Origin of the sequence: Streptomyces sp. NBC_00454 (genome assembly GCF_041434015.1) — a bacterium.
Taxonomy (GTDB): domain Bacteria; phylum Actinomycetota; class Actinomycetes; order Streptomycetales; family Streptomycetaceae; genus Streptomyces.
This window is the reverse complement of record NZ_CP107907.1, coordinates 357,598-377,645: the sequence shown is the minus strand read 5'-3', so window position 1 is coordinate 377,645 and position 20,048 is coordinate 357,598. Positions and strand designations below refer to the sequence as shown.

At 69.3% G+C, this 20,048-nt stretch carries 16 protein-coding genes and 1 pseudogene; 7 read left to right on the top strand and 10 right to left on the bottom strand.

Annotated elements, in window-relative coordinates:
- Positions 1-454 precede the first annotated feature (454 nt).
- From OHU74_RS01655 to OHU74_RS01645, 3 genes are all read left to right on the top strand, one after another.
- Entirely contained in the window at positions 455-730 is a 276-nt protein-coding gene (locus OHU74_RS01655) for a hypothetical protein (RefSeq protein WP_371614194.1), read from the top strand.
- Positions 731-1,042: 312 nt separating this feature from the next.
- Complete coding sequence (locus tag OHU74_RS01650) at positions 1,043-1,249, top strand: hypothetical protein (RefSeq protein ID WP_371614193.1); 207 nt, start codon at positions 1,043-1,045, stop codon at positions 1,247-1,249.
- Between the two features lie 557 nt (positions 1,250-1,806).
- On the top strand, positions 1,807-3,282 hold the full coding sequence (locus tag OHU74_RS01645) for a sialidase family protein (RefSeq protein ID WP_371614192.1): 1,476 nt from the start codon (positions 1,807-1,809) through the stop codon (positions 3,280-3,282).
- A gap of 54 nt (positions 3,283-3,336) precedes the next feature.
- On the opposite strand, the gene OHU74_RS01640 is transcribed toward OHU74_RS01645, so the two are convergent.
- The 4 genes from OHU74_RS01640 to OHU74_RS01625 form a co-directional block, all read right to left on the bottom strand.
- Complete coding sequence (locus tag OHU74_RS01640) at positions 3,337-5,442, bottom strand: SpoIIE family protein phosphatase (protein WP_371614191.1); 2,106 nt, start codon at positions 5,440-5,442, stop codon at positions 3,337-3,339.
- Positions 5,443-5,696: 254 nt separating this feature from the next.
- Positions 5,697-5,912 carry a hypothetical protein gene (locus OHU74_RS01635; protein ID WP_371614190.1) on the bottom strand — a complete coding sequence of 72 codons (216 nt, stop codon included), beginning with the start codon at positions 5,910-5,912 and terminating at the stop codon, positions 5,697-5,699.
- Between the two features lie 51 nt (positions 5,913-5,963).
- Positions 5,964-6,833: a hypothetical protein gene (locus tag OHU74_RS01630; protein WP_371614189.1), complete on the bottom strand. Its 870-nt coding sequence runs from the start codon at positions 6,831-6,833 to the stop codon at positions 5,964-5,966.
- A gap of 293 nt (positions 6,834-7,126) precedes the next feature.
- Positions 7,127-7,630 (bottom strand): hypothetical protein, encoded by a 504-nt coding sequence (locus tag OHU74_RS01625; RefSeq protein WP_371614188.1) that lies wholly within the window; start codon positions 7,628-7,630, stop codon positions 7,127-7,129.
- 348 nt (positions 7,631-7,978) lie between these two features.
- Between OHU74_RS01625 and OHU74_RS01620 the strand changes: the two genes are divergently transcribed.
- The gene (locus tag OHU74_RS01620; protein ID WP_371614187.1) at positions 7,979-8,437 is read left to right on the top strand and encodes a MarR family transcriptional regulator; all 459 of its coding nucleotides are present in this window, start codon (positions 7,979-7,981) and stop codon (positions 8,435-8,437) included.
- A gap of 108 nt (positions 8,438-8,545) precedes the next feature.
- On the opposite strand, the gene OHU74_RS01615 is transcribed toward OHU74_RS01620, so the two are convergent.
- From OHU74_RS01615 to OHU74_RS01605, 3 genes and pseudogenes are all read right to left on the bottom strand, one after another.
- Complete coding sequence (locus OHU74_RS01615) at positions 8,546-8,899, bottom strand: hypothetical protein (RefSeq protein ID WP_371614186.1); 354 nt, start codon at positions 8,897-8,899, stop codon at positions 8,546-8,548.
- Positions 8,900-9,078: 179 nt separating this feature from the next.
- Positions 9,079-9,570, bottom strand: a complete 492-nt coding sequence (locus OHU74_RS01610) for a discoidin domain-containing protein (RefSeq protein WP_371619530.1) — start codon at positions 9,568-9,570, stop codon at positions 9,079-9,081.
- A pseudogene (locus OHU74_RS01605) lies at positions 9,565-12,012 on the bottom strand (discoidin domain-containing protein); the annotation flags it as partial. The pseudogene OHU74_RS01605 and the gene OHU74_RS01610, both read right to left, overlap by 6 nt.
- A gap of 407 nt (positions 12,013-12,419) precedes the next feature.
- Here OHU74_RS01605 and OHU74_RS01600 point away from each other — a divergent pair.
- Positions 12,420-15,197: a discoidin domain-containing protein gene (locus OHU74_RS01600; RefSeq protein ID WP_371614185.1), complete on the top strand. Its 2,778-nt coding sequence runs from the start codon at positions 12,420-12,422 to the stop codon at positions 15,195-15,197.
- 71 nt (positions 15,198-15,268) lie between these two features.
- Here the strand turns inward: OHU74_RS01600 and OHU74_RS01595 are convergent, their stop codons facing one another.
- A complete protein-coding gene (locus tag OHU74_RS01595) occupies positions 15,269-16,336 on the bottom strand; it encodes an alpha/beta hydrolase family protein (protein WP_371614184.1) in 1,068 nt (355 codons plus the stop codon).
- A gap of 342 nt (positions 16,337-16,678) precedes the next feature.
- Between OHU74_RS01595 and OHU74_RS01590 the strand changes: the two genes are divergently transcribed.
- Positions 16,679-17,065, top strand: coding sequence for a hypothetical protein (locus tag OHU74_RS01590; RefSeq protein ID WP_371614183.1), 387 nt, complete (start codon positions 16,679-16,681; stop codon positions 17,063-17,065).
- Between the two features lie 89 nt (positions 17,066-17,154).
- On the opposite strand, the gene OHU74_RS01585 is transcribed toward OHU74_RS01590, so the two are convergent.
- Complete coding sequence (locus OHU74_RS01585; RefSeq protein ID WP_371614182.1) at positions 17,155-17,589, bottom strand: hypothetical protein; 435 nt, start codon at positions 17,587-17,589, stop codon at positions 17,155-17,157.
- Positions 17,590-17,797: 208 nt separating this feature from the next.
- Positions 17,798-18,913, bottom strand: coding sequence for a serine hydrolase domain-containing protein (locus OHU74_RS01580; protein WP_371614181.1), 1,116 nt, complete (start codon positions 18,911-18,913; stop codon positions 17,798-17,800).
- Between the two features lie 160 nt (positions 18,914-19,073).
- Here OHU74_RS01580 and OHU74_RS01575 point away from each other — a divergent pair, with 160 nt between their 5' ends.
- Positions 19,074-19,958 carry a GyrI-like domain-containing protein gene (locus tag OHU74_RS01575; protein WP_371614180.1) on the top strand — a complete coding sequence of 295 codons (885 nt, stop codon included), beginning with the start codon at positions 19,074-19,076 and terminating at the stop codon, positions 19,956-19,958.
- Positions 19,959-20,048 lie beyond the last annotated feature (90 nt).

The window sequence follows — 20,048 nt, the reverse complement described above, 5'->3', positions numbered from 1 at the left end:
GATTGCCTCGGTTGGGGCACTAGCCAGTTTCTCACCCATGTGGGGGGCACGTCCTGTTGGGCCGTTCGGGTGGCAGGGCGAAAACGGCGGTCGGTGCGGATCCTTGGGCGGGGCGGGGAAGCGAAGGCCGGCCAGCGCGCTCCGCACCATCGCAGTTACTCAGCGCGGCCGCTTCCCCGGGTGCCCAGGACGGGTGGGGGAGAGGATGCGACGCTGGAGTGAGGAGTCCGCGACTGGAGGTCCGAGTGCGTCTCCTCCGGTCCGCGCCCGCTCCTTCGGCCTGGCGACCATGTCCCGGTGCGGATCCACGGAAGCGACGCAGAAGCGTGCGGGCAGTCTGTGAGCCCGCCGGCCGATGGCACCACTCACCGAGCGTCGCCAGGCGGCCCCACCGCGTGGATCCGGCCCGCCGGGACCAGGACCGCGCGACCAACCCGGAAGGCAGGTACGTCCCATGCGCACGTCGACCCGTATCGCCGGTGCGCTCACCGGCCTGACCCTTACCCTCGGCGGCGCGGTACTCGCCGCTCCCGTGGCCCGGGCGGACATCCCCGCCTGCACGCAGATGGCCGAACTGGCCGGTGCCACCGATTCCGACTCCGTCGCAGCGGCCTGTGGCCGTGGCGTGGTCGGAGACCTGCAGAGTTGTGTGACGGGGCTGACCGGGGCCGGAGTGGCGGGCGGCGCCGCGACCGGTGCCTGCCGGTCGGCGGCCTACGAACCGCGTTAGACGGATCGTCTCCTCCTCAACCCCCGGCCCGCCCGGACACAACGCGGCCCCGGTGGGCAGTCTCGACGCCAAAGACATCGACGCTGCCCGGCTTCTACCGCCGCGCACGCGCACACGGCGGACCGATGCGGCCGGTCGAAGTCGGTGACCTCATGCCTCTCCGGAGCCGGGCAGTCACCGCCCGGGCGCGGCGCCCAGACCTCGCCTCGCGGGCCTTATGCGGAGCGCCCATGCTGAGTAAGAGGGCGCCGTCGTCTTGAGACTTGTCCTTCCCGAAGGCCGAACGAAGGCGCCTGAGAGGAGGAGGAAGTCATGCGCATACGAAGATTCCTGGGCCTCGCCCTGGCCACGGCGACCCTTGCCGGCATGAGCGCCGTCGGCGCTGTCAGCGCCGGGGCCGCCTCGTCTCCGAACATCTCCAGAGACGACTGCACGGCCGCCGGCGGACAGGTGCTTGCACGCCCCTACGCCAGCTACTACTGCGCGCTGCCTGACGGGACCACGCCGGCGATCACTTGACCGCTCGGTCACCGTTGGTGGATCTCGCCCGCGCCCGTCCCGACACTGCGGCACGCGCTGTGGTGGGCGCCGACCGTCTCGAAGTCAAGGCCATCACCGCTTCGAGGCGGTCGGCGCTGTCCTGAACACCGAGCTCACCGCCGTCCTGGACGGCGTCGGCCACGTCGTCATCCGGTGACCGACGAGGTCGTTCGCATTTCCTGGCTGTATTCCTGGGCCTACCCCGCCGGCATCGCCAACCGGCACGTGGCCCACGCCCACGGCCCTCTCCGGGGACCTACGAGACGGCGCCGTAACAGCGCGCGCAGCAACAGCACGACCAAGGAGCCGACCGGCACGGTGCACCCGCCGGTCGGCTCCGCCGTGCCCCTCGACGGCCCCGGGGGACGACCAAGGGGACGACTCCGTCGTTCGGCCCATCAAGGCCACCGGCTGCCACGCCGAAAAGGAGCGAAAGGAGTCGCCCCACCCTCGCGTTCCGGTACGCCTCCGCGCCCCAGGCCGCCCCGATGACGGCGGTCCCGTACCCCGGCCGACAGGCCCGGAGGAGATCCCGCATGCGCCGCGTCTTCCTGCCCCTGACCGCCGTCACCACCGCCGCGCTCCTGCTCGTCACGGTCACCGGCGCGACCCCCGCCGCGGCAGACCGGAACCCCGACGGCACACCACTGGTCAAGGTGTCGCACGGCGACCCGTACGCACACTGCACCATCGGCGCGATCTCCCCCGAGAGCACCGTCTACCCGGGCACCGAGGTCGAGCCGTACCTGTCCGTCGATCCGCGCGACCCAAAACGCGTGGTCACCGTGTACCAGCAGGACCGCTGGAACGATGGCGCCGCCCGCGGCCTGGTGGCCTCCTGGGCCACCGACGGCCACACCTTCCACCGGAGCACGCTGCCGTTCAGCTTGTGCGCCCCCGGCGGCGCGGATTACGAGCGGGCCTCCGACCCCTGGGTGAGCACCGGCCCGGACGGCACCGTGTACGCGAGCGGGGAAGGCGTCGACTTCACCAGGAGTACGCGCAGCGCCCTCCTGGCCGCCACGTCCCACGACGGCGGCCGCACCTGGCAGAACCTGACCACCACCCACGTCGACGAGCAGCCGTTCTTCAACGACAAGCCCTCGATCACCGCCGACCCGATCCGCGAAGGCACCGCCTACCAGGTCTGGGACCGCCTCTACAACGACCCGCCCGGCCCCAGCTCCCTCGACGGCCCCGGCTACATCTCCCTCACCCGCGACGGCGGCCGCACCTGGAGCGAGGCCCGGCGGTTCGTCGACACCGGCGCCGTCCCCAACACCCAGACCATCGGCCATGCGATCGTCGTCGACCGGCGCACCGGCACCCTGTACGACTTCTACGACCGGATCACCTACGCCGACGACCTGGGCACCGTCACCGAAGCCCGCTACGAGGTGGTCACCTCCACCGACGCCGGAGAAACCTGGAGCGCCCCGGCCACGGTGGCCCGCGACACCTCCGTCCCGGAGGTCGACCCGAACGACCCCACCAAACCGCTGCGCGCCGCGGCCACCCTGCCCAGCCCGGCCGTCGACCCCAAGTCGGGCGCGCTGTACATGGCTTACGAGGGCTCGGACTTCTCCGGCGGCAGGTTCGACTCCGTCCAGCTCGTGCGCTCCACCGACGGCGGACGTACCTGGGGGACCCCCGAGCTGATCAGCCCCGAGGACGTGCCCGCCTTCTCCCCGTCGATCGCGGTCGACGAGCGGGGCACGGTCGCTCTCACCTACTACGACCTGCGCTTCCTCAAGCCGGGCGACACCACCACCCTGCCCACCGCCTATCAGTTGGCCACACTGCCGGACGGAAACCCGGAGCTCCGGACCGAACGACGGATCTCACGGGTCTTCGACTGGCTGCAGGCGCCGTTCGCCGGGGGCTACTTCCTCGGCGACTACCAAGGCCTGGTCGCGGACGGCAAGGGAGTGCGGGCGGTGCTCACCGAAGCCAACTCCGACGCACCACAGAACCGTACGGACGTGTACACCAGCAGTCTCCGCACCCACTGACCGACGCGGACGCCATGAACGGCGGACAGTACTCGTTGGGGATGGCATTGAGGATCACCGCTGAGGGGGCTCGGTGCCGAGTGCGAAGGGCTGCGTGCGGCAGATGAGCAGGGCGACGTCATCCGGGTCGTCGGGACGCCGGAGTTCGCGCAGGAGCCGGTCGCAGGTCTCTTCCAGGGAACGATCAGGCACGTCGAGCAGGTCGAGGAGGGCTTCGAGTCGCTCGTCGATGGGGTTGTGGCGGGTTTCGACCAGCCCGTCGGTGTACAGGACCAGTTGGTCGCCGGGGCCGAGGCCGAAGGTGGTGGTCTCGAAGGGGACGCCGCCGACTCCGAGCGGGGTACCGGTGGGCAGGCCGAGGAGTTCGGGGTGCTTGCCGCTGGGTACGAGGACGGGCGGCAGGTGGCCGGCGTTGGCGATGCGGCACTCGGCGCGGTGGGGATCGTAGACGGCGTAGACGCAGGTGGCGATGTAGTGCTCCAGCCCTGAGGTGATCTTGTCGAGGTGCTGGAGGACCTGGTCGGGGTTGAGGTCGAGGTCGGCAAAGGCGCTGGTGGCGGTGCGCAGGCGGCCCATGGTGGCGGCGGCGTCGATGCCGCTGCCCATGACGTCGCCCACTACGAGTGCGGTCTTGTCGTGATCGAGGGGGAGGACGTCGTACCAGTCGCCGCCGATCTCGTACGTGGCCTGCGCGGGCCGGTACCGGGAGGCGATCTGCAGACCGGGAAGATGTGCCGGGTGGCTGGGGAGCAGGCTGCGCTGCAGGGTCTCGGCGGCGTTGCGCACGCTCTGGTGCGTGCGGGCGTTGTCGATGCACACGGCGGCACGGGAAGCCAGCTCAACGGCGAGGGCGAGGTCGTCCTCGCAGAAGGGCACCGGGTTGCGGGCCCGTGTGAGCCCCAGGAAGCCGAGGACCTGGCCGCGTGCGATGAGCGGGACCGACATGTAGGAATGCACGCCGGCGCTGGCCAGCAGGCCGGCAGAGTGGCTGTCGCGGGCGATGCGCGCCAGATCGCTGTCGTCGGCGTGGGCGATCAGCAGTGGCCGGCCGGTGCGTACGGTCTCGGTGGCCACGCGGTCGGCGGCGTAGGCGGCGATCGTGCCGGGCGGATCGGCGGCCTGGGCCGCTTCAGTGGGATAGGCGGCTTTGACAGCGAGCGCGCGGAAGAACGCCGGGCCGTCTCCGGGAGCAGGACCAGGGCGGTGCTCGTCCAGGACGGAGTCGAGCACATCGACCGCGACCACGTCGGCGAGCTCGGGAACGATGACCTCGGCCAGCTCACGGGCGGTCTGTTCCACCTCCAAGGTGGTGCCGATCCGAGCGGAGCCGTCGGCGATCAGGGCCAGGCGCCGCCGGGCCTCTGCAGCCGCCATGGCCGCCTGGTACCGGTCAGTGACGTCCACTACCAGGTCGGCCACCCCGAGAACCCGCCCCTGGGGATCCTCCAGCCTGTACAGCGAGATCGACCAGGCGTGCTGATCCGGGTCGCCAGGTGTGTGGCCGACAATGGTGGACTGGTCAACCATGGGAATCCCGGTCTTCAGGACTTCCGTCATCGCGGCCTCGGGCACCCCGAACTTCGCGGCGGTCATGATCTCGCGGTAGTGGCGGCCGAGGTGATCCTTCGCGGGTATGCCGTGCATCCGCTCCAGGGCGGGGTTGACGGCCACGTACCGCAGATCGGTGTCGAGGATCGCCAGCCCGATGGGGGACTGGGAAACCAGCCGGGTGGACAGGGCGATATCCCGCTCCAGCTCGCGCAAGGTCGGCTCGTCCGTGGCGAGCCCGAGGGCGTAGAAGTCGCCGCGGTCGTCCAGCAGCCGCATGTTGCGGAACTCCACCAGGCGAGTGCTGCCGTCCTTGTGCCGAATGGGGAACGCTCCGGCCCAGCTCTCACCGGTCGCCATGACGTGGGCGAACAATTCGATCAACAGTTCCCAGTGCTGCTCTCGGACGAGCAGCGGCGCCGCGTACTGTCCCAGCGCCTCTTCGGCGGTGTAGCCGTACAGCTCCTCGGCCTGCGGGCTCCACAGGACGATCCGCCCATCCGCGTCCAGCAGCACCGCGGCGACACTGAGGAGGTCCATCAGGCCGCTCGGCTGCGGCGCACCTCCTTCCGGCTGGCCGGCCTCAGCCCGACCCCCCTCACTTGCGCTCATCGCAGGCTCTCCTTCCACCTGCCGGCATCGCGCGGGCCGTCCGTTGACACTGGCCCTGGCCTGCCTCCCGCGTCTGTGGGCGCTTCGGCTTCCATGGTCCCCCCGGATGGGCCGACCGCACCATCCGGAGGCACCCGTGATGCCTTGCCTGGCTCTTGCCGGGCGTCGCGGGCCGGGCAGGATCCGGAAGGGACGCCCCGGCCCGGCACGAGATGCCGGGCCGGAGCCATCCGGTGGAGAAGCGCCGTCCGGTATCAGGGCGCGCCGTCATCACCCGAGGAGGGAGGGTGATCGTTGCGGTCGGCTTCGTCCAGTTCACGCATGCGTCGTTCGATGCGGTCCTTCAGACTCTGCCCTTCCGGCGGCTCATCCTCGGCCGGGGTCGGCCCCGCCGGACCGGGCGCGGGCCGGTGGATCCTCTGGCGCATCTTCTCCGCGCGATCCTTGCGCTGCTGGGCGTCATCGCTCACGACGGCCTCTCTGACATCCGGGCTGAAGGCCGTGCTCGCAGCTGGTAACCGTCAACTCTCCTTCCCCTTCCAGGCCTTTGCCGCAGGATTCGCGACCTTCAGGCGCCCGATCTCGGCACGCCACGCTTCGGCCCGCGCGTTGGTGGACTCCTTGGCCAGGGCGGTAAGGGTCCGCGCGGCGCTGAACGGCTTTGAGGCGGGACCGCTGACGGCGAGGCGACTGACGGTCTTGGTCTTGGCGTCGATGGCCGCTCGGAGGCTGCCGCTGCCCGTCAGGCGCCCCAGGTTGCGGAACTTCGGCTCCGAACCCTTGAACCAGGTCTGCTGCCACCACTCGTCCGAGACCGGCTCGCGCCAGCTGATGTACCCGCCGCGCAGCACCTGCCGGGGCTGCGTGATGTGTCCGCCGAAGCTGTAACGGACACCTTCGGTGGTGACCGGATCGTAGAACCTGGGGGTGAAGAAGTCCGAGACGAGCAGGCCGTTGACGGTGTAGCCGAACTCGGCTGCCTCCGAGGGATCCGAGACCTCGACCAGGAACTCGACGACGCCTTGGTCCGGGTGGGGAGACTTGCCGGCAATCAGACGGTTTCCGAACGGGTCGGCGCACATCTCCAGCATTTCGTGGCTCGCCGTCAGCGACCAGCTGTCGCCGAACTCGATCAGGGAGTACGGCTGTCCGTTCTCGTCCGTGTGGAAGCCCGCCGCGTTGGGGACATCGTCGACCACGATGAGCGGCCAGTACCCGACCGGAACGTCTTCGAGCCGGTCGAAGGCGTCCACGGTCGCGTCGACCTGCCAGAGCGGGCCGAAGTCGCGGGTGGCTTGTTTCTGGAGAGCGGCTGCCACTCGGTTGAGCTGCGAGGGGCTGATCTGATTGGTTTGAGTCTCTGATACGAGGGCGAGCTGGACGATCAACATGGAGTTGCCGGCCTTTCGTCTCGGGGCGGCAGCGGCGGCTGCCAGACGCCCACGAGCTTCACCGGGAGCCGGCTCGATCATGTGGATGTTCGTCCGGACGTGGGGAGATGTCAGTCGAACGGGTGGACATGCATCCGCCACCTGTCGCTGCGGGACGCCTTTCGGCCCGCCGTATGCATAATCGATTCTTCGATTCGACGGCGGGGCCGGGCCCGGCGGGGCCGGGCCGGGTGCGCCGCAGTCCGGTGCGGGGCTGCGGCGCACGTGGGTCAGCGGATCAGTGGAACAGCGGATCAGTGGAACAGCATGGAGGCCTCGCCCGCGCCGGTCGTGACGGAGCCGGGGCACAGGAAGCTCCCCGACACCTTCGTCGCCGTGAAGGCCTGGTTGACGTACTTGCGGGTCGATCCGTCGCGCTTCCACACGATGTTCGTGGCCTTGAAGCGGCAGGACACGAAGCTCTGCTTGCCGGAGATGTCGATGGCGTCCGTCTTCGCGGTGCCGTTGGCGTCGTCGAAGGTGAAGGCCGGGTTGTTGTTGAGGGCGGCGGTGATGCCGCCGCTGCAGGCCAGGTTGCCCCCGGGCGAGTTGATGCTGGTGCGGTCGACGGTCAGGGCGCTCGGCGGGTTGGCGCTCGTACGGGCGTTGGTCCAGCTACAGGTGTTGCCCGAGACCACGATCACGCCGTCCACTTGCTGGTCGGCCGCGGGGCCCAGGGCCGACGCCGCCGTCGATGCGCCGACGACCAGTACGGCCGCCAGGGCGGTGACAGCCGACAGTGTCGAGATCTTCATCATGTTCGCTCCTCTTTGCCACGTCCTTGTGGGGTGAGCGGGGCCTGGGTGGGCCGCGCCGGCGTGCGCCCGGTCGGCGGGGGCGGAATCCGCGGGGTACGGCCGGGGGAGGGCTGCGCGCCCTGTGCGGATCGGGGCGCGGACGGAACGTGTCACAAGGACCTTGAAATGTCAGGGCCATGCCAAGTGATTGGCTGGATGACTCCGTCCGGCCGGTCGTATCCGCCCTGCCGTCGGCGACCTCTCCCGGGGCTGGGGAGTTCTCGCCGGACGGCCTTGACCTCAAGTCTGGTTGAGCTCCTAGGGTCGGTCTCGTCGAGCCAGCACGAGCAAGGAACGAAGGGGCCGGCCATGGAGTATTCGCACACTGACGCCGAACTGATCAAGCAGCCCATCGGCTACTGGAGTTGGGCCGCCTACAAGGCCGTCGTCACCCGCACCCGGGGCGCACTCGACGGGATCGGTACCACCCAGCCGCAGTGGTGGGTCCTCGCGCAAGTCGCGCGTGCCGACACCGTCAAGACCCGCGAAGAGGTGTCGCACCTCCTGCGTGACTACCTTGACGAGGGCCGGGAAGCCCTGGAGTCGGAGATGGATCGGACCATTGCCCAGGGCTGGATCACCGAGGACGCGGAGGGGCGGCTGGGCATGACGGCAGAGGGGCGGGCGTTCTACGACAAGGCTGCGGCCCTCCAGAGCGAACTGTGGGCGGAACGGCACGCGGACGTCTCCGACGAGGAATACCTCACCACGCTCAAGGTGCTGCAGCGACTCATCCACAACACGGGCGGGCGTGCCTGGCACCACTAGCCAGTGCTGTGACCGCCGGCGCGACCCCGCCGGCCTGACCCAGTACGCCGTCGGCGTCGGCGTCGGCGCCCGTGCCCTTGCGGGCTCAGGTGCCGACGCCGGCGGACCTCAGCCGCGCTCCACGCGTACGCCGCCCAGGAGCCCCCAGGCGTCGACCCGCACCGTCGGCCCGCCCGGCGAGGCGGGACCCGCGTCGGTGACCCCGCCGAGGCTGATGCCGCCGACCTTCACGGTGACGTCCGGACGGACCTTCAGGGTGACGCCCCCGATGAGGCTGAGTTTGGTGATCTTGACCTCGGCCCCGTCGGGGAGGTCGACGTCCGTGAGGTCGATGTGGGCACCTCCGATGAGGGACGCCGTCACCGTCCGCTCGTGAAGGGTCTTTCCCTCCAGGCGGTGACCACCCATGATGCTCACGCGGACATCGGTCTTCTGCTCGTCGTTCTCGTCGCTCTTCGTCATGCGGGTCACCGTAGGCCCGGAGGGAGTTCTTCCCCGACGCCCCAACTCCCTAGTTTTGCAGGAGATTTACCAAACCCCATCGCCTCGCGGGTCGGCCGCCCGAGGGCCTCGTATTCGCCCTTCGCCGCACGGCCGGCCCGGAGTGCGGGCCGGCCGTCCGCCGGAGGGTGCGCCGCTCGTTACGAGGTGTACGCCTCCAGTTCCGAAAGCTGGCCGGCCGGCCAGCCGTTGTTCGCGGTGAAGGTCAGGCGCAGGTACCGAACGCCTGTGGAGGGAAGGGTGATGGCGACGGTGTTCGTGCCCTCGGTGAACGTGTACGAGGCGGAGTTCTTCAGTGTCGTCCAGGCCGTGTTGTCGGCCGATCCGAGCACGGACAGCGTCTGTGTCCGGGTGCCCCAGGAGGAGGGGAGCTTCAGGACGAGGCGGCCGACGGTGCGCTGGGCGCCGAGGTCGACGGTGAGCGACTGGGGGAAAGCGTTGTTGTTGTTGCTCTCCCAGTAGCTGCCCGCGTTGCCGTCGGTGACATTGCCGGCCACGTAGCCCTGGGTGTGGCTGGTGTCGGCCGCGGGGCGGCCCTGCGCCAGGTTGGAGTCGGCCGGGGGAGCGGGAGGAGGAGTCGTCGCGGGAGGCGTGGTGGGCGGGGTGGTCGGGCTGCCTTCGGGTGCGTACACCTCGAACTCTGAGATCTGCCCGGCCGCCCAGCCGGTGTTGCCGGTGATGTTCAGACGGACGTAGCGGGCGCCGGCCGGGTTGAGGGCGAGCGTCGCCGTGTTGCCGGAGGCGGGGTTGAAGGTGACACCGGAGGGGCCGCTGAGCGTGGTCCAGGAAGAGTTGTCGGTGGAGCCGAGCACCGAGAGGTTCTCGGTCCGCGTGGCCCAGTCTGCGGACGGTGGCAGCTTCAGGGTGACCTTGCCGATCTGCTTGGTCTCGCCGAGGTCGACCGTCAAGGTCTGGGGGAAGGCGTTGCCGTTGCTCTCCCAGTAGGTCGAGGCATTGCCGTCCACGGTGTTCGCGGCGCTGTAGGACTGCACCGCCGAGGACGCGGTGGCGGGGCGGCCCTGGGCGAGGTTGCCGTTCGCAGGGGTGGTGGGGGGAGTGGTGGGCGGGGTCGTGGGCGGGGTGGTCGGGGGAGTGGTGGGCGGCGTGGTGGGCGGCGTGGTGGTGCCGCCACCGGGGACGCCACCGTTGGTCCACACCGGCTCGGGCCAGACACCGGAACAGGTCTGTCCGGTGTTCCAGCCGGAGTTGCCGCCGCCATCGGTGATCTGCAGACCGGTGCCGATGCAGTTGTGGATCGGGGTGGCGGCCTGGGCGATGTTCTTCGCGGTGACGTTGGTGAGCTTCATCGAGATGTTCGACTGGGCCTGGATGGCGTACGTCCCGGCGCCGTCGATGTTGATGTTGGTGAACTCCACCCCGCTGATGGGGCCCTCGATCGAGTGGATCGCGGCGTAGGAGGAGTCGAGGATGTCGGTGTCGGAGATCCTTATGCTCGCGCCCTGGACGGCCTCGTTCAGGCCGGAGAACCAGATGGCGCCGACCCCGAAGTTCCAGTTGAAGTCGTTGTTCCCGGCCCGGATGAGGGTGTTGCGCGCGGCTGTGATGGTGCCGGCGACCGCGGTGCCCTTGCCGGAGCTGACGCCCGGGTAGCGGTTGGCGATGTGCAGCCCGCCGCCGTTGCTGATGGTGTCGGACATGACGTTGTCCGAGATGGTGAAGTCCTTGCCGCCGTAGGTGACGATGTTGTTCGCCAGGATCGGCAGTACGACGGTGTTGTGGTCGAAGCTGATGTCGGTGTTGGGCTTGTCCTGGGGCCAGGAGGCCAGACCGTCGTCACCCGTGTTGCGCAGGAACGTATTGGTGACGCGAGAGTTCGTGACACCCGTGTGGAAGTTCACGCCGTCGGCGGTCATGTCGAGGAAACGGCTGTTCTTGATGGTGAAACGGTCCATCGGACCGTCCATCCACGCCGCGACCTTGACGTGCTGGATCCAGAGGTTGTCGACCGTCGAGTTGGACATGGCGCCGCCCAGCGCGTTCACCTGGTCGTCGTCGATCCGCTCGCGGACGTCGCCGATGATCGCGAAGTCCTTGAGGGTGACGTTCTGGCTGGGCCCGTTCGCCTCGTGCGGCCGGACCGGGCCGGTGTAGCCGCCGCCCGCCACGTACTTGCCGTAGAAGCCGGCCGCGCGGTTGCGGTTGACCGGGTCGCGGCCGCCGAAGACCGTGTACCAGGGGCCCGCGCCCTGGACGGTGACCCCGTCCACGACCACGTGGTCGTAGAGGGTGTAGTTGCCCGGCGGCACGAAGACGGTCTTGCCCTGGGCGTGGCCCGCATCGACGGCGGCCTGCATCCGGGCCGTGGAGTCGGTGGCTCCGGTCGGATCCGCCCCGAAGTCCGCGACGGCGTCGAGTGCTCCGGCGGGCTTGCCGGAAGCCGCGCCCACCTGCTCGAAGTCGGCGAGGTCGATGGTGAAGGAGGGCGACTGCGCGGTCGAGGTCACCTGCACCCGGATCTTGGTCCCGGCCGGGTAGTCGGCGCCCAGCAGGGTGCGGGATTCGTCGTAGAAGTGGTGCGGGTTGGTGTCGCCCGGGTTGTTGTTGAAGGGATAGCCGCCGTAGTACCAGCTGTATTTGGAGGTGACGGCCAGCGTTTTGACGGACTGTCCGTTCGCCTGCACGTCCAGCGTGGCGTCGCGGCCCTTGCCGTCCCCGGTGTCCGGGAGGCTGTAGCGCAGGGACATCGCGTTGGCGGGCTTGGTGAGGGTGAACTCCACGTACTGCCCGGCGGATCCGAGCGTCACGGCCTGTCGGCCGGACGCCTCGGAGGGGAGGTGGCCGTAGAGGCGGTCGGGGCCGATGAGGGCGCCGTTGGTGGCCGCGTACTCGGCCTCCAACTCGGTGAAGGGCACGGTCGCGCCCCGCCCGGGTACGGCGACGGGCGAGGGTGCGGGCACCCCGACGGCGTGGGCGGCCGGCGCGCTGCCGACCGCGAGGGCGGTCAAGGCCGCGGTGGCGGCCAGCGAAAGGGACAGGAAGACGGCGGTTCCGCGCCGTCTCAGGCTGCGGACCTGCTCGGGAGTGGGTGCATGACTTTGCGGCGACTGGGACACGGGCGCGTACGTCCTTGCGGCTCGATCGGAGTGTGCGAAGTGGCTCAACGCGGGAGGCTACGACTCCGGATGCAGGAAGTCTATGAACCTGCGCAAGAAACAGACGTGACTCCGCAATAAAGCCTTGCTTACCGCTTCGGTATCCGCACTTCCTGCCGCTTTCGCCCGCTCCGCGTCCGGGCGTCCCTGGCCGTTGACGTCGTAGCGTCCTTCCGGCCGGGGACCCTGCGTCCGACGAAGCGCAGGCTGTGGTGTCCATCCATCGAACTGTGAGGTCTTTTCTTGTCCCTGTAGAAACCTTGCACGGCTCCAGAGTCCTTTGTACGGTCGGAGCCCGGCGCGCACCACGGTCCCTGAAGGAGCGTCAGATGCTGGAGTTTCCGTTACCTGTCCGCCGCGCGGAACGCATGAGACGACTCCTTGCGGTGGCGGTCGTCGCCGTCGTAGGCATGGCGTGGATGCCCGCGGTCCCGGCAAGCGCCGTCCCCGGATCGACGCGAGCCACGACCGCCGCGAGTACGGTGGCCGGCGCCACGACCGGGTTCAGCAGCTACGAGGGCGAGTCCGGAGCCCTCGGAGGCGGCGCGGCCGTCACCTCGGTGACAGCGGCGCCGACCGATCAGTACTCCAGCGCCGCGCTGGAGGCGTCCGGCCATGCGTACGTCCGTCTCGGCGGCACGGGGCAGTCCGTCGGGTGGACCAACACCACCGGACAGCCCATCAGCTTCCTCAACGTCCGGGCCAGCATCCCCGATTCGCCATCCGGCGGTGGCATCACCGCCACGCTGAACCTGTACGTCAACGGCACGTTCCGGCAGGCACTGAACCTCAACTCCAAGCAGAGCTGGGTGTACGAGGGCAACAACAACTACAACACCAGCGACAACCAGAACCCGGCCGACGGCAACCCGCGCGTGTTCTGGGACGAGGTGCACGCCTTCGTCACCGGCGCGCCCATCCCGGCCGGTGCCACGTTCTCCCTCCGGCAGGACTCCGCCAACACCGCGTCCTTCTACGACATCGACGTGATCGACGTGGAGAACCCGCCGCCACCGCTCGCCCAGCCGGCCGGGTCGATCTCCATCACCAGCTGCGGAGCGGTCGCCGACAACAGCCCGACCAACGGCTCCGCCGACAGTCAGGCCACCGACAGCGGCCCCGCCATCCAGAGCTGCATGAACCAGGCCCAGTCACAGGGCAAGACGCTCTGGATTCCTCAGGGCACCTTCTACGTGAAGGGCACCACCGGTCTGCACGCACAGGGCATCACCATCGCCGGCGCAGGCCAGTGGTACAGCACCGTCTACCGCGACGTACCGGTACCCAACACCACGCCGCTGGCGGCCCTGTTCTCCGTCACGTCCTGCGCCGTGCGCGACTTCCACATCGACGCCAACGCGGTCAGCCGCAGCACCATCGGCGGCGACGGCGGCGCCATGGACACCACCGGCAGCAACTGGTCGGCCGACGGCATCTGGACCCAGCACACCATGTCCGGCTTCTGGGCCTCGGGCACCGGAGGCAAGGTGAGCAACAGCCGCCTGACCTCGATCTGGGCGGACGGCATCAATGTCAACAACGTCTCGCTCGGAGCAGACACCGGAGACACCCTGACCGTCACCAACAACTTCGTGCGAGGCACGGGAGACGACGCGATCGCCGTCAACTCGGTCAACTACAACACCAACGGCGACGGTTCCAGGACCTACTACCACCCGATGGCCAACGTCACGGTCAGCAACAACACCTCGATAGCGCCGTGGGGCGGCAAGGGCGTCGCGATCTATGGGGGCAGTGGTCACCAGGTCACCAACAACCAGGTCAGCGACACCGCGCGCTACATCGGCCTGGGAGCCGGCCGCTTCGGCGTCAACGGCGACGACCTGCTCTCCGCGACCGTCACGGGTAACACCGTGCTCCGCTCCGGAGGCAACGCGTACGGCCAGGGGCAGCCGGCCCTGCACGTCGGCAACGGCGGCGACGGCCAGAACACCGGGATCGTCGACAAGGTCAACGTCACCGGAAACACCGTCGGCGACTCCCTCTACGACGGAATCGGCTTCTCCACCTCGACCGACACCCTGCTGAAGGAGAACACGATCACCAACCCGGGCCGAGGCGGTGTGGCGATCGCACCTCCCTTCTACCCGGCGCCCACCGGATCCGCCACCATCACGGGCAACACCCTCACCGGGCTGAAATCCGGCATGACCGCCTTCGTCAACAACTCGAGCGGCTTTACGGCGTCGGTCAGCGGCAACAGCTGGCAGGGCACCACCACCCCGCAAGGCCCCTACGGCGGCACGCCCGCGGCCGTACCCGGCACCGTACAGGCGGAGAACTATGACACCGGCGGCCAGGGCGCGGCGTACAACGTCACCTCCATCAACGGCAACGGTTCCGCCTACCGCTCCGACGGCGTGGACCTGGAGAGCACCTCGGACACCGGCGGGGGCCAGAACCTGGGCTGGACCAGCGGTGGCCAATGGTTCCGCTACACCGTGAACGTCGCCTCCGCGGGCACGTACACCGTCGGCCTGCGACTGGCGGCCCCCTCCGCCGTCACCGGCGCTCTGCACCTGTCCGACGCCTCGGGCACGAACCTCAGCGGCGCCATCAGCATCCCCGCGACCGGAGGTTGGCAGTCCTGGACCACGGTCACCGCCACCGTCGCACTTCCGGCCGGCAAGCAGACCCTGACGGTCGACCAGGACCACGGCGGGTGGAACCTCAACCAGCTCACCTTCGCCGTTCCGGGCGGGAACCCCACGCCGACCGACCTGGCCGCGGGCAGACCCACCACCGAGACCAGCCACACCGGTGTCTACTCGTCGTCAAATGCCACGGACGGCAACCAGAACAGCTACTGGGAGAGCGCCAACAACGCCTTCCCGCAGTGGATCCAGGTCGACCTCGGTTCCGCACAGATCGCCGGCAAGGTCGTTCTGCGGCTTCCCGCCACCTGGGGCGCCCGCAACCAGACCCTGACCGTCCAGGGCTCCACCGACGGCGCGGCCTTCACCACACTGAAGTCCTCCGCCTCCTACACCTTCGACCCCGCCGCCAACAACACCGTCACCCTCACCTTCCCCGCCACCGCACAGCGCTATATCCGGGTCACCGTCTCCGCGAACACCGGCTGGCCCGCCGGCCAGTTCTCGGAGTTCGAGGTGTGGAACCCGTAACCGCACGGCGGCCCAGGCGTCCAGGCCGGCGCTCCTTGAGTTGGGTGGCGAGCCCGGCGGGAGAAGGGTTGCTATTTCAGGTACTTGTCGAAGAACGCGGTGGCGTAGCGGATCGCGATCTCGCGTTGCTCGGTGGGCTCCAGCTGCTGGGGGGTGCCGGTTGCGTTCGTGCTCTCGCACCGGCCGCCGGGGCGATTGCGGTGGTCGACGGTGACGTCGTCGGTTGCGAAGGCCGGTCCGGTGCCGGGGGTCCAGACCGTGTTGAAGAAGTTGTGGTTGCCGCCGGGTACGTCGTGGTGTTCGACGTGCGGGTTCCCGGCGGCCATCGCGACGGGGACTTTGCTGTCCTCCCACATGGCGTCGCAGGTTCCGGCGACCAGGGAGAGGGGAACGCGGGTGATGTGTTCCTTGTCCGCGTTGATGCCGTTCATGGCGGGCGCGAGTGCGAGGGTGGCGCGGAGGTGCACGCCGGGCGGGAGCTTGTGGCTGTCCAGGGCCTGGGCGAGGACACCGCCGCCGCCGCGGGAGTGTCCGAGCGTGCCGACCCGGTCGAGGTCCACGTGGTCCGTGAACTGCTTGAGCTCCCGCAGCGGGCCTTCCCCGGTGGACAGCTGCTCCCACATCTCCAGATGCTTGTCCAGCAGGGCCGCCCGCGCGACCTGGCCCTGGTTCTTCTCCTGGGCCTGGATGCCGTTGGCCGCCACCGACACCACGATGTATCCCTTGTCGGCCAGTGCCTCGGCGAGGTAGGAGTAGCCCAGGTAGTTGCCGACCGGCTCGGCGCCCTTGGCGCACGGCCAGCCCTGGCCGCGGACCGGCTCGTCACCCGCGGCGCAGGTGTCGCCCCAGCCGTGCAGCATCATCACCAGGGGATGCTTGCCCCCTTCCAGCTTGCGCGGGTAGGTGACGGCGGCCTTCAGCTCCGTACGCTTGCCGTCCAGGCCCGGCGGCGCGTAGGCGCTGTCACCGAAGTCGTAGGTGAGCCGGGCCGAACCGGCCGTTGCGTCCTGCGCGGAGACCTTGGCCGAGCCGACGACCTCGGGCTGGGCGTTGCCGCAGGAAGCGGTCCCCAGGATGACCGAGGCGACGGCCGTCACGGGGAGGAGGCAGCGGCGCAGGGAGCGAGGGGGCATACGCATCGGCAAGGGGGCCTTTCGGGGCGCGCTTCTCAGACGGGGACGGCCACTCGGGCCGGTGGGCGCCGAGGCGACGTCTCGAAGGTATGCACCCTGGCCGTCAGGGATGTATCAGGCGATGTGCGCAGGCGTATCAATGAGCGTCAAGGGCTACGAGACCGGGCCGGAGCCGGGGTTGCAGGGTGGGCCTTTCTGCCATGGGAGTGCGACCTACGATGTATGCGCGGTTCCACCTGAAAGGTGACGATCCGCTCCTTTCGCTCCGATTGGATGGGAGGCTGAGGAGGCCCACGGTGGGCGTCCGGACGGAGCGGTGTGATGAGTGCTCGGCGTACGGCTTGCTGTGTGACACCCCTGGTCGTGGGTGTGATCGGGCTTCTCGCGGTCTTCGCGGCGGTCCAGTTCAGCGGCGACTTCGGCAAGGCCTGGGCGATCACCTATACGGCGAAGACCTCCAAATCCGGCACGTACGGCGTCACCTACCAGGACACCAAAGGCCGCTATCCGTGGGAGGACACGGACGTGCGCCGGCACAGCGAGGCCGATACGACCGGAGCCTGGCGGAAGGAAGTGGTGATCGTCGACGGGAAGAACGCCAAGGTGAGCGTCATCCCCGCCAAGGGAGCGGTGGCCACCTGCGCGATCCTCCTGGACGGCCGCAAGGTGCTCGCGCGGGGCACCTCGCCCGCGGCCGGGCAGCCTGCCGTGTGCGAGAGCCCCATCAAGGACTGATTGCGGACGCCTCCGCGTTCAGCGGCGCCCGGCGGCCGTAGCTCCAGATCCGTTGGTCCTCTTCGTCACCCTGGGCGTTCGGACGAGCGTCAGAAGGACAGGACTTCGGCGCCCGCGGCGCAGGCACCCACGTAGATGTTGCCGTCGCCTCCGCGGTACAACAGGCACTCTTTGAGCTCGATACGACTCACGTTCCCAGCGAAGCTGTACTCGCCGATGCTCACGATCGCCTGGTTGCCACGTGTGTTCCAAACCTGCACGTCGCGGGTGCCGCCGTCCGAGTACACCGCGTGGATCTTGAGCGCCGCGCCCTTGCCGTCGCTCGCCGTGTCCTTGAGTTCGCCGCTCAGGTGGACCCGGCCGTCGGCCGCCTTTCCGTAGTATCCGTGCGCCCAGGCGCCGCCGATGTCGCCGCCGGTGCCGGTGACTTCGAAACCGGAGCCGGCAGAGGCCGGCCCCGCGAGCAGCAGTAGCGCGGCCGGGACCGCGGCAAGAGTCAGGGCGGTCTTCGTCGTGAGCTTCATCGTTCCTCCGTCGTCTGGTCCACGTTGCACGGGACGGCGGAGAATGTAGCCCGGGCGGCGGAGCCTTCTCGACCCACCAGGGGTTGATCTTCGGGCCCACCACCGGGGTAGCCGGCCTACCCCCTGCGGTGTATCCGGCCCGGTCCGGCGTCGCACAGCGGGAGAGGGCAGCCCGTCCGGGTACCGACCACGGACTTCCCCTGTGCCGTCAGCGCAGTCCGCCGTAGGCGGCCATGACGATCTCCATGCCGCGGTTGTCCTCCTGCCGGTCCCGGTCGATCATCTGGTTCATGACGTAGGCCACCGTCATGCGCGAGTCGGGATCGCTCACGACCAGCGAGCCGCCCCAGCCGCCCCAGCCGAAGGTGTTGCCGAACTTGCCGAAGCCCACGGTCCAGGACATCGGCGTCCGCAGGACCAGGTCGTCGCCGCGGAACACCTCCTGCCACGCGGGCTCACAGCCCCGGGGGGACAGCAGTCGCACCCCGCCGGCCGATCCCTGGTTTGCCAGTACCGACTGGGCGAGGGCGACAGACCGGGCGTTGCCGAAGCCGTTCACCGCCGGGATCTGCGCACGACGCCACGCCACGGAGTTGACGTCCCTGACGCGGATCGCGGCACCGGTGTACTCCCGGCGTGCGCCGTCCGGCCCGGGCGGCGCGCTGGAGGCGTACTCGTCGGTCAGCGACTGCGGGGGGATCAGCGGCACGACGCGGTGGTCGTCCTCCGAAGGAAGCCCGATGTGGAAGTCCGCGCCCAGCGGCCCCGCCACCTCTTCGGCGAAGAACTCGCCGAGACTGCGTCCGGTGATGCGGCTGACGATCTCACCGACGAGGAACCCGAAGGTGAGCGCGTGATAGCCGGCCGCCGTTCCGGGTTCCCATTCGGGAGCCTGCGCGGCCAGCCCCGCCGTCACGCCCTCCCAGTCGTAGAGCTCCTCGACCGCCTTCAGCCCGGACAGGTCCGGCAGCCCCGCGGTGTGTGACAGGGCGTGCCGGACCAGCACGCCCTCCTTGCCGGCCACGGCGAACTCGGGCCAATAGGCGGCGACCGGCGCGGACAGATCGAGCTGGCCTCGGTCGGCGAGGATCAGCGCACACAGGGCGGTCATGTTCTTGGTCGTTGAGTTCACGTTGGTGAGGGTGTCGCGCTCCCACCTGACGGAACGGTCCGCATCGGCGTACCCACCCCAGATGTCGACCACCGGCTCGCCGTCGACGTAGACGGCCGCCGAGGCACCCACGTCGTGGCTGCCGAGCGAAGCCGCAAGCGCCTCACGGACCGCGGCAAACCGCGGCTCGCATACTCCATCAATATCAGTCATGGCCGTAAGCCTCAGGCCGCGCCAGGTCATCCTGCCCGACAATTCCTGCACTGGATTTGTCGGGCGGGGCGCGATCGAATGCGCTCAACTCCATCAAGACGGCCTGACCCCGCAAGGGCAGTTCCTGCAGCGGAGACACAAGGAAGAAGGACGGATACACGTGCTGGAGCGGCTGAATCAGGCGCTGGACCACCTGGAGACCTGCCTCGACCGGGAGGTCGACATGGCCGAGGTCGCCCGGATCGCCGCGGTGTCGGAGTACCACTTCCGGCGGCTGTTCTCCGCGCTCGCTGGGATGCCGCTCCCGGTCTACGTGCGGCGTCGGCGGATGACGCTCGCCGGGGCCGAGGTACTGGCCGGGGAGCTGACGCTGCTCGATGTCGCGGTGCGGTACGGGTACGGCTCGGGCGAGGCGTTCGCCCGGGCGTTCCGGTCGGTGCACGGCATCGGGCCGGGCGAGGCCCGGCGCACTGGTGCCGTGCTCACAGCACAGCCGCGCATGTCCTTCCGTGTCGTCGTCGAAGGGGGCACCACCATGCGGTACCGGATCGTGGAGAAGGAGGCGTTTCGGGTTGTCGGAAGGAAGGCCCGGGTCCCCCTCGTGCACGAGGGGGTCAACGCGGCTGCCACGGCGCACTTGGCGGGCCTGGACCGGCAGGCGATCGTACGGATGAAGGCGCTGGTCCACCGGGAGCCGGAGGGGGTCCTGTCGGCGGTGGTGCACCTGACCGACAGCCGGGAGGAGGGTGCCGAGGTGGATTACTGGATCGGTGTGGTGACCGGTCCCGAGGCGACTGCCGAGGAGCTCGACGCCCTCGACGTGCCAGCCGGTACCTGGGCGGTCTTCGACAACCACGGGCCCTATCCGAGCGCCATCCAGGAGCTGTGGCGGGATGTGTTCACGCAGTGGTTCCCTTCGAACCCGTACGCGAGCCGGCCAGGTCCGGAGCTCCTGCTGACGCAGCCGGTGGAGATCGGCGCCGAGACCGGCTCCCAGCTGTGGATCCCGGTCGAGCGGGGCGGCAGCGGGAACGCCGGGGCGTGATCGCGCCGGCCGCATGGTCCTGATCACCGCTGCGTCGGTACGGTCGCCCCGGCCCGGGCGGGAAATCCTGTTGTGCAGGGGAACCAGGGC

Bases quoted from the DNA above. Each gene is read 5' to 3' on its own strand.
- OHU74_RS01595 (WP_371614184.1), bottom strand. From the start codon at position 16,336: ATGCGTATGCCCCCTCGCTCCCTGCGCCGCTGCCTCCTCCCCGTGACG.
- OHU74_RS01650 (WP_371614193.1), top strand. From the start codon at position 1,043: ATGCGCATACGAAGATTCCTGGGCCTCGCCCTGGCCACGGCGACCCTT.
- OHU74_RS01580 (WP_371614181.1), bottom strand. From the start codon at position 18,913: ATGACTGATATTGATGGAGTATGCGAGCCGCGGTTTGCCGCGGTCCGT.
- OHU74_RS01585 (WP_371614182.1), bottom strand. From the start codon at position 17,589: ATGAAGCTCACGACGAAGACCGCCCTGACTCTTGCCGCGGTCCCGGCC.
- OHU74_RS01615 (WP_371614186.1), bottom strand. From the start codon at position 8,899: ATGACGAAGAGCGACGAGAACGACGAGCAGAAGACCGATGTCCGCGTG.
- OHU74_RS01600 (WP_371614185.1), top strand. From the start codon at position 12,420: ATGAGACGACTCCTTGCGGTGGCGGTCGTCGCCGTCGTAGGCATGGCG.
- OHU74_RS01640 (WP_371614191.1), bottom strand. From the start codon at position 5,442: ATGAGCGCAAGTGAGGGGGGTCGGGCTGAGGCCGGCCAGCCGGAAGGA.
- OHU74_RS01620 (WP_371614187.1), top strand. From the start codon at position 7,979: ATGGAGTATTCGCACACTGACGCCGAACTGATCAAGCAGCCCATCGGC.
- OHU74_RS01630 (WP_371614189.1), bottom strand. From the start codon at position 6,833: ATGTTGATCGTCCAGCTCGCCCTCGTATCAGAGACTCAAACCAATCAG.
- OHU74_RS01655 (WP_371614194.1), top strand. From the start codon at position 455: ATGCGCACGTCGACCCGTATCGCCGGTGCGCTCACCGGCCTGACCCTT.
- OHU74_RS01625 (WP_371614188.1), bottom strand. From the start codon at position 7,630: ATGATGAAGATCTCGACACTGTCGGCTGTCACCGCCCTGGCGGCCGTA.
- OHU74_RS01645 (WP_371614192.1), top strand. From the start codon at position 1,807: ATGCGCCGCGTCTTCCTGCCCCTGACCGCCGTCACCACCGCCGCGCTC.